Below are 8,435 nucleotides of genomic sequence, written 5' to 3' on the forward strand. Positions count from 1 at the left end.
CGGAAGGCGCGGGCGGACCGATCAGGGTTTCACGTGAAACAGCGCGGCAGGCCGAGTCAGGGTTTCACGTGAAACAGTGCGGCTCCGTTGTCGTGCAGGACCGCCCGGAGCCAGTCGTCACCGAGCCCGAGCCGTTCGAGGGCGTGCAGCTGGTGGACGTACGGATACGGGATGTTCGGGAAGTCGGAGCCGAGCAGGACCCGGTCCTGGAGGCCGGCCAGCCGCTTGAGCGCGTCGCGCGGGAAGGGCGCGAGCCGCTCGCTGAAGTCGGTGAACGCCATGGTGGTGTCCAGCCGCACGCCCTCGTACCGCTCCGCGAGCCCGAGGAAGTCCTCGTACTCCGGCATGCCCATGTGCGCGACGACCAGCCGCAGCCGCGGGTGCCGGGCGAGCACCGCCCCGACCGGTCCTGGCCCGGTGAAGGCGCCGGGCGCGGGCCCGGAGCCGCAGTGGATGACGACCGGCGTCCCGCTCTCGGCCAGCAGCCCCCACACCCCGTCGAGCAGCGGGTCGTTCGGGTCGAAGCCGCCGACCTGGAGGTGCACCTTGAAGACCCGGGCCCCGTCGTCGAGGGCCCGCCGCACATAGGCGGCGGCCTCCGGCTCGGGGAAGAGGGTCGCGGTGTGCAGGCAGTCCGGGGTCCGTGCGGCGAAATCCGCGGCCCAGGCGTTGAGCCAGGCGCCCATCCCGGGCTTGTGCGGGTAGAGCATCGAGGTGAAGGCGAGCACCCCGAAGCCGCGCAGCAGCTCGACGCGCCGGTCCTCCTCCTCGCGGTAGGTGATGGGCCAGGGCTGCCCGGTCAGCGGGCCCACCGCGTCGAAGTACGCCCAGACCTTGTCGAGGACGTTCTTCGGCATGAAGTGGGTGTGCACGTCGACGAGCCCGGGCAGCCCGAGCCGCGCCGTCAGCCCCCGGACGAGCTCCGCCTCATGGACGGGATCCGCCTCATGGACGCCGGTGACCGCGTCCCGGGCGTCGGTGGCGTCACTCCCGCTCAAAGCCGTAGCTCCGCTCGACCTTGCCGATGTGCACGCTGTACGCCTCGTACCAGTGCTCCCGCCCGTACTCCTTCGCCGCCGTGTGCGCGGCGTCGAGGCGCCAGGCGTCGAGGGACTCCAGGTCACGGAAGTAGGCCACGGTGATGCCGAGGCCGCCGGGCGTGCGGGCGGCCTCGTGGCCGAGGTAGCCCGGCATCTCCACGACGCGGTCGCGCATGTCCGCCGCGGTCTCGGCGTACCCCTCGGGGGCGTCGGGCCGCAGCGAGGTGAACACGGCGGTGTAGTAGGGCGGTTCGAGTCCGGACAAGGGCTTCTGCGTCATGTGATCACCCTCGCCGGACGGGCCGGGCGCTGTCCACGGCCATCGGCAAAGGGATCCAAGACTTTACGATCAGAACAGTCCGTCCTGGCCGCCGGCCTCCCGCCCCGGTGCGCCGCCCACCGGCACGCTCCAGGCGTCGCCGTCCCCGCCCCGCTCCAGCCCCCACCCCCCGAGCAGCCGCCCGTCGAGCGCGAGGTGGCGCCCGCCGGGGTCGAGCAGATGGAGGTCGGGCCCGGCGGCGGCGAGCACCCGTCCGGTGACGACCCCGCCGTCGACGAGCTCGGTGACCGTCCCGTCGAGCGCGGGCAGCCCCCCGAGGCCGAAGACCTCCCCGTGGTCGTGCGCGGCGAACGGCAGCGCCTCCAGCGTCTCGCCCCAGCCCCCGACGCCGAGCGCCCGCCCGTACAGCTCCTCGATCTCCGCCGCCCGGGCGGCGCTGTCCGGGAGGTCGATCCGCAGCGCCCGCTTCCGGTCGTACGACACGCGGTCGGGCACGCCGAGCGCCTGCCGCAGCACCTCCTCCGTCCGCCGGGCGGCCATCAGCGGCCCGCGCCCGAGCCAGCAGAAGGCGACGGCGCCCTGTTCGAGGAGGCGCGCGGACCCCCGGTGCTCGCCGGTGATCCCGACCTTGACGGTGCCGGGCCCGAACCAGGCGAGGTAGACGCGGTAGGGCCGGGGGTCGTCGGCGAAGGTGTCGGCGGCCACGGAGTGGGCCCGGTCGAGCCGGGCGCACTCGGGGCAGAGCCCGCCGGTGGAGCGCCCGGGCACCTCGGCCGCGACGGGGCAGGCGTTGCCCCGCACCCCCGCGCAGGCCCGTCCCCCCACGGCGCGGAAGGTCAGCCCCCGCCCGTACGCGACGGGGCTGACCCGCCCGCCCCACCACCGCAGCACGGCCGATCCCTCGCGCCATCCGACGCCGCCACTCCGCCACACGGCCGGCCACCTCCCACGTCCTCGTCCCGCCGCTCCCATCCTCCCCCTCAGGGCAGGACGTAGATCCGGGTGCCGTCCGGGCCGGGATCGCCGACCTCGCGCATGCAGCCCCGCTCGATGAGCAGCCGGACGCAGTCGCGGACGCGCTCGCCGGAGAGGCCGGTGCGGCGGGTGACGTCCTGGGGCCGGCAGCGGACGCCGCCGCGGACGAGGGCGGGGGCGAGGAAGCAGGCCACGGCCCGCATGTCGCCGCTGATCTCCCAGGACTCGACGAGCTCCCGCGCGCTGAGCCGGGGCGGGTCGTCGGCGCCGCGCTGGTGGGGGACGGCGAAGGAGCGCTCAAGGGAGTCGGCGACCCTTGAGAGGCTGCGCCGGGTCTCGCGCAGCAGCTCCGCGTAGTCGGCGAGGTCGGCGGCGCCCTCGTCGAAGTGGCCTTCCAGCCGGACGAGGACGTCGACGAGTTCGGGCGGCAGCACGGACCCGCCGTGCGCCGGGGCCGGTTCGAGGCCGTAGCCGCCGTGCCGCTGCACCTCGGCCACCAGCTCGCCCACCCAGGCCCGGAACGGCCCGGCCTCGGGCGAGCGGCAGGCGGTGACGAGCTGGACGAGGCCGGGGAGGCTCACCATGCGCGCGGTCCCCCGGATGCCGCTGCGCGCGAGTATGTCCGGGGTCGGGGCCAGCTCGCGGGCGGGGGCGAGGCACCAGGCGGGCAGCGCCACGCTCCGCAGCGCCTTGCGCGGGCCCCCGTACCCGAGCTGCCGGGCCACGTCCACGACGGGGAACCAGTGCGCCCCGTCGATCGCGGTCAGCCGCCTCAACCGGCCCCCTGCGGCGGCCCGTACGAAGTCATCGATGTCGATCGCGTCCAACGATGATCACCTCCACCCGCACGCTAGGCCGAAGGCATATTCAACTGACATGCAAATCAGATGGGTTCACCCGAAAGGGGAAGGCCCCGGGCAAACCCGGGGCCTTCGTACGAGTCTCGCCGTGCGTCAGCGGGCGACGAACTGCGTGAGGATCGCCTGCACCTCGTAGATGTCGACGCCCTTGGTGAACGTCTTGGTGACGGGCAGCTGCTGGCCCGAGATCCAGATCTTCAGCTCGGCGTCGAGGTCGAAGGTGCCGGCCGTCTCGACGGCGAAGTGCGTGATGCTCCGGTACGGGATCGAGTGGTACTCGACCTTCTTGCCGGTGATGCCCTGCTTGTCGACCAGCACGAGCCGCCGGTCCGTGAAGAAGATGACGTCGCGGATCAGCAGGTACGCGGCGTGCACCTGCTCCCCCTGCCCGAGCAGCCGCGCGTAGTCCTGCTGCGCCTGCGCCGGATCGATCGCGTGCGCGTTACCGAAGAGCGCCATGCCCTTACCCCCCACTATTCAGACAAAAATACGATCACCCGAACCTAACCCCACCTGCCCCGCCCCTGGCAACGACCGCCGGGGAAAAGGTCAGAAGACCGACTTGTACGTGGTGGAGTCCCCGTTCACGGGCACCTTGAAGGCGTCCCCGACGACCACCTGCCGCGCGGCCTCCAGGGGGTGGACGCTCCCACCGCCGCCGATCCGGCGCAGCTCGTAGCCGTCGCCCACGGCCATCCACCCGCCCGCCACGAGGGGCCCCCAGAACGACTGCCGCACGGACGCTCCCCCGTCCCGCCCGGCCACCATCGTCGTGTCCGTGCCCACCCGCCACGCCACGTACTCCGCCGAGACCTGGACGGTGTCGGTCCGGGAGTGCACGTCGTACGTCGCGGTGACGGCGCGGGACCGGAGACGGGACGGCCGGGGGCGTGTCACGACAGGTGCCTCCTCGAAGGACCACGATGGATGCGACGGATCCCGTCACGCCCTCAAGACCGTGGAGCCCTCCGGAAGGTTGTACGCCCCCGGCAACGCAAGAGGCCCGGACTCTCGTCCGGGCCTCTTGTCTGTGTGCACTCGGCAGGATTCGAACCTGCAACCTTCTGATCCGTAGTCAGATGCTCTATCCGTTAAGCTACGAGTGCTTGTTTTTAGTTCTTGTCTCCGTTTCCCGGCCCTTTCGGCCCGCTGTCCCGGCGACAGGAAGAACATTACATGAGTCCCGCCGTCATGTGAAATCCGATTAGCCCACCCCCTCTGACCTGCGAAAACGCCGTCGGAGGGGTCGACGGGCGGCGAGCTGGAGCGGGGGGTTCCGGCGGGGGAAACGGGGCCGGAGGGGGCGGAAGAGACCGGGGTCACAGGCGAGTCGGCCGGCCGGGCTCCCCCTGGCAAGAGGGCGGGGGAAACGGGCCGGGAACGACGGAAGCCCCGGCCGTGGGGCCGGGGCTTCCTTGAGGCGGAGGCGGAGGGATTTGAACCCTCGATGGGTGGTAAGACCCAAACCGCATTAGCAGTGCGGCGCCATAGACCGGACTAGGCGACGCCTCCTCGCACCCCGCGCATGCGCGGAAGGTGCGTGCAGATGATGACACAGGCGAGCCTGGTGCCACCAATCGCTTTCACCGTACTAGGCGGGCGGGGCCCAGGGCAAAGCCCTCGGCGCGTCCCCGGACCGGCACGACCGCCCCCGCCCGGCGCACCCCGGTTGCGCAACGCCCATGGGGCCGCAGCGTTAGAGAGGTGGCGGGGCGCCCCGCCCGTGACCGGACGCCCACCGCTTCCCGGTCCGCCCGATCCTCCCTTCCCGTACGTACGCATCCGGAGTCGCTCCATGGCACTGCGCCGTCTCGTTCTCGCCGGTGGTCTCGCCGCCGCCCTCGCCGCCGGGCTCGCCGGCACCGCCGTCGGCGCCGCCTCCGCCGTGCCGCTCCCGCCGCTGCCGCTGCTCTCGCCGCCCGACTCGCTGACCGTGACCGTCACCGGCAGCGGGAACCCGGACGCCGAGGGCAGCTGGAAGCTGACCTGCGACGACCCGCCGCAGGGCGACCACCCGGCGGCCGCGCGGGCCTGCGAGCGCCTGGAGGGCTTCGCGCGCGCCGGGGAGAACCCCTTCGCGCCGGTGCCGGCGGACGCGCTCTGCGCGCAGGTGCACGGCGGCCCGGTGACCGCCCAGGTGACGGGCGTCTGGCAGGGGCGGCGGATCGACGCCCGTTTCTCCCGCGCGAACGGCTGCGAGATCGACCGCTGGGAGAACGTGGAACCGCTCCTTCCGAGCGTCCGGGGCTGACGATCGGGGGCGCCGTTAGACTCCCTCAGTGACAGGGCCGCCGCCCGAGGGGCAAGATGGGGCCGGCCCGCCGTCACGGCACATGCCGGACGGCGCACACCGCGGGCACGGCCCGCAGGCAATTGCAGGCGTCAGGGAGGAAGCGTCGTCGTGAGCAGCAGGCCATCCCGAGGCGCTGCTCGCCTCGCAGCCATACTCGATGCCCTTCCCGACGGGCTCGTGCTCGTCAACTGCAACGGCACGGTCGTCAACGCCAACACCATCGCGCTCGGCATGTTCGAGACCCCCGGCACCGCGCTCGTCGGGCGCGGGCTGCTCGATCTGCTGCCGACCTTCGACTCGCGCCTGATCCCCGGCTCGATGCGCCGCCCCGATCCGGCGGACGAGCGCGGCCGGACCACGCCGACCCGGATGATCGCCCGTCGCACGGACGGCGGCGAGTTCCCGGTGGAGGTGACGAGCGCCAGCCTGGAGGACGGGCGCGAGGCGTACGACTCGTACAGCAGCTACACCGGCGACGAGCTGCTGATGCTCGTCGTCCGCGATCTCACCGGCACCCTCGACACCGAGGCCGAGCTGGCCCGCTCGCAGCGGCAGACCGAGATGATCCTGCGGGCCGCGTCCGAGGGCGTCGTCGGCACGGACACCGACGGCCGGGTCGTCCTGGTGAACCCCGCCTTCGCGCAGATCCTCGGCTACCGGGCCGGCGAGCTGGGCGGCGCCGAGCTGCACCCGCTGATCCTCGCCAAGCGCGCCGACGGCACGCCGTTCCCGTACGAGGAGTCCCCGCTCGCCGACACCCTCAAGTCCGGCCGCAAGCACCGGGTGCGCGGCCAGGTGCTGTGGTCGAAGGCCGGCGACCGGGTGCCGGTCGACCTGACGACCGCTCCGGTGCGGGACGGGGACCAGCTCGTCGGCGCCGTCATGACCTTCACCGACCGCCGGCCGCACGAGGAGCTGGTGGAGAAGCACGCCGCCGAGCTCGCCGACCGGGCCGAGCGGCACGCCGCCGAGCGCGAGGCGCAGGCGGAGAAGTACGCGGCGCTCGCCTCCCGGCACGCCCAGCTGACCGCCGTGCTGGCCGAGTCGCTGCGCGGCCCGCTGGAGGAGCTGCGCGGCGAGCTGGGTTCGCTCGCCGCCGACGACGGCGTGCAGCTGTGGCCCGAGGCCAACCAGGTGCTGCACCACCTGGTCGCCGGGTACGCCCGGATGACCGCGCTCGTCGACAACGTGCTGGGCTACCAGCGGCTGGACGCGGGCGAGGAGGAGCTGGACCGGAAGGTCGCGCTGCTCGACGGGATCGTGACCGGCGGCATCGACGCGGCCGTGGAGCTGATCGGCCCGGGCCGCGCGCAGTTCGCCGTGCACGCGCCGCCGATCGAGGCCGAGGTCGACGCGGGCCGGCTGACGACCGCGCTCGCCCACCTCGTCGCGGACGTGGCCGGGGTCGACGCCACCGGCAAGACCCGCGCCTCGGCGCAGGGCGTGGCCACCCCCGCCGACTCGACGATCGTGGTCGCGGCGGCGCAGCGCGGCGACGTCGTCCGCATCGAGGTCCGCGGGCCCTACGCGGGCGGCGACCCGGTCCACGGGCCCATCGTGCGCGGCATCGTGGCGGCGCACGGCGGTGTCGTGCAGACCCACGAGGTGCCGGGGACGAGCGGCGGCGCGTACGTCCTGGAGGTGCCGATCGGGGCGGGGCGGGGAACCGTTCCCGCGGCCGAGCGGAAGCCGGAGCCCGCCCCGGAGCCGGAGTCCGGGGCCGGGCCGGAGACCTCGCCGGACGAGGCGGGGGAGCCGGAGGAGAAGGCGGCGACCGGCGGCGTTCCCGCGCTGCCCGCGCAGGCCACCGGTCCCGCGGAGGACGGCGGGACCTCGGGAGGTTCCGGGCGGCGCCGGGCCCGGCGCGGGTCCACCGACGCGTTCCTGGAGAGCCCGGTCTCGCCGGAGGGCGGTGCCGGGGCGGTCGCCGTGCCGGCCACCGGTGGCGGACGCCGCCGCGCCCGTACGGAGGAGGCCGCGGCCCCCGCCGAACTGATCCCCGCCCAGCAGTCCACCGGTGTCGAGCCGACCGGCCGGCGCCGGGGCCGCCCGGCCGAGGGCGCCGTGGTGACCGCCGCCGAGGGCGCGCAGGAGCGGCCCGCGCTCGGTGCCGCCGTGCCGCCGCAGGGCGTCGCCGTCGAGCCGTCCGGCGCTCCCGCGCTGACCCCGGCCCTGTCGTCCGCCCCGCAGGGGGTGCTGGCCGTGGCCTCCCTGGAGGGCCCCGAGGCCGCCGAGCGGCCGACCGGGCGCCGTCGGCGTGCGCTCGCCGCCGCGCAGGAGCGGGCCGCCGCCGCCGAGGCGGGCCCCCGGACGCCGTTCGCGCTGCCGCCCGCGCAGGCCGACCGCGAGGAGCCGGAGGCCGTACGGGACGGTTCCGGTCCCGACGAGCACCTGCACGAGCCCGTGCGGGACGTGCCCGTCGGTCACACGCCCCCGCAGCCGCACCCCCGCCCGGCGCCGCCGGCCCCGGAGGCCCCGGACGCACCCGCGCCCGCACCGGCCACCGCGGTCCCGCCGACCGGTCTAGCGCCGGTCACCGCGCCCGCGCCGCTCGCCGGACCGGCCCCGCAGGCAGCCCCGCAGGCAGCCCCGCAGGCAGCCCCGCAGGCCGGCCCGTCGGCCACGCCCGCGCACGGCACCGGCACCGGCACCGGCACCGGTTCCGTACCGCTGCCTCCCGAACTCCCGATGCCGCACCCGGCGCCGGCCGCCGCCCCGGCTCCGATGCCCCTGCCCGCCTCCGTCCCCCCGGCGGCGCCGCTGCCGAAGGACTCCACGCAGGGGCGGGCGTTCAGCGTGCGCACGCTCGGCCAGGGGGTGCCCTTCTCGCCTCCGGCGCAGGCCGGGACGCCCGTGGCCGCCTCGCCGAACGGTTCGGGCCGGCGCCGCAAGCTCGCGACGCCGCCGGAGCTCGACCCGCCGGCCCCGGCCGCCGGCTCGGCCCCGAGCCCGTACGCCCCCCGAACCGAACTCCCGCAAGGAAGACC

Annotated in this window: 8 protein-coding genes and 2 tRNA genes; 2 read left to right on the forward strand and 8 right to left on the reverse strand. The window is 74.8% G+C overall.

The features are described from left to right. Nucleotides 1–56 precede the first annotated feature (56 nt). From IE321_RS15195 to IE321_RS15230, 8 genes are all read right to left on the reverse strand, one after another. Nucleotides 57–998: an amidohydrolase family protein gene (locus tag IE321_RS15195; RefSeq protein WP_190223282.1), complete on the reverse strand. Its 942-nt coding sequence runs from the start codon at nucleotides 996–998 to the stop codon at nucleotides 57–59. Further along, the gene (locus IE321_RS15200) at nucleotides 985–1,320 is read right to left on the reverse strand and encodes an antibiotic biosynthesis monooxygenase family protein (protein WP_043224829.1); all 336 of its coding nucleotides are present in this window, start codon (nucleotides 1,318–1,320) and stop codon (nucleotides 985–987) included. The genes IE321_RS15195 and IE321_RS15200 overlap by 14 nt, the downstream gene beginning before the upstream one ends. 69 nt (nucleotides 1,321–1,389) lie before the next feature. Continuing rightward, nucleotides 1,390–2,292 carry a DUF2797 domain-containing protein gene (locus IE321_RS15205; protein ID WP_190223283.1) on the reverse strand — a complete coding sequence of 301 codons (903 nt, stop codon included), beginning with the start codon at nucleotides 2,290–2,292 and terminating at the stop codon, nucleotides 1,390–1,392. Between the two features lie 8 nt (nucleotides 2,293–2,300). Next, nucleotides 2,301–3,122 carry a BRO-N domain-containing protein gene (locus IE321_RS15210; protein WP_043224833.1) on the reverse strand — a complete coding sequence of 274 codons (822 nt, stop codon included), beginning with the start codon at nucleotides 3,120–3,122 and terminating at the stop codon, nucleotides 2,301–2,303. A gap of 126 nt (nucleotides 3,123–3,248) precedes the next feature. Next, nucleotides 3,249–3,614, reverse strand: a complete 366-nt coding sequence (locus IE321_RS15215) for a PH domain-containing protein (protein ID WP_043224835.1) — start codon at nucleotides 3,612–3,614, stop codon at nucleotides 3,249–3,251. Nucleotides 3,615–3,704: 90 nt separating this feature from the next. Next, a complete protein-coding gene (locus tag IE321_RS15220; protein WP_190223284.1) occupies nucleotides 3,705–4,052 on the reverse strand; it encodes a hypothetical protein in 348 nt (115 codons plus the stop codon). Nucleotides 4,053–4,188: 136 nt separating this feature from the next. Beyond that, nucleotides 4,189–4,261, reverse strand: a tRNA-Arg gene (locus IE321_RS15225). A 315-nt stretch (nucleotides 4,262–4,576) separates the two neighbouring features. Further along, a tRNA-Ser gene (locus IE321_RS15230) sits at nucleotides 4,577–4,667 on the reverse strand. A 283-nt stretch (nucleotides 4,668–4,950) separates the two neighbouring features. Between IE321_RS15230 and IE321_RS15235 the strand changes: the two genes are divergently transcribed. Then, entirely contained in the window at nucleotides 4,951–5,406 is a 456-nt protein-coding gene (locus IE321_RS15235) for an SSI family serine proteinase inhibitor (RefSeq protein WP_043224839.1), read from the forward strand. A gap of 150 nt (nucleotides 5,407–5,556) precedes the next feature. Next, nucleotides 5,557–8,435 (forward strand): PAS domain-containing protein (locus IE321_RS15240; RefSeq protein WP_190223285.1); only part of this gene is annotated, 2,879 nt, incomplete at its 3' end.

The organism is Streptomyces hydrogenans (assembly GCF_014656075.1).
In the GTDB taxonomy this organism is placed as follows: domain Bacteria; phylum Actinomycetota; class Actinomycetes; order Streptomycetales; family Streptomycetaceae; genus Streptomyces; species Streptomyces hydrogenans.

Coding starts and splice junctions, on each gene's coding strand:
- IE321_RS15215 (WP_043224835.1), bottom strand. CDS start 3,614: ATGGCGCTCTTCGGTAACGCGCACGCGATCGATCCGGCGCAGGCGCAG.
- IE321_RS15235 (WP_043224839.1), top strand. CDS start 4,951: ATGGCACTGCGCCGTCTCGTTCTCGCCGGTGGTCTCGCCGCCGCCCTC.
- IE321_RS15200 (WP_043224829.1), bottom strand. CDS start 1,320: ATGACGCAGAAGCCCTTGTCCGGACTCGAACCGCCCTACTACACCGCC.
- IE321_RS15205 (WP_190223283.1), bottom strand. CDS start 2,292: ATGGGAGCGGCGGGACGAGGACGTGGGAGGTGGCCGGCCGTGTGGCGG.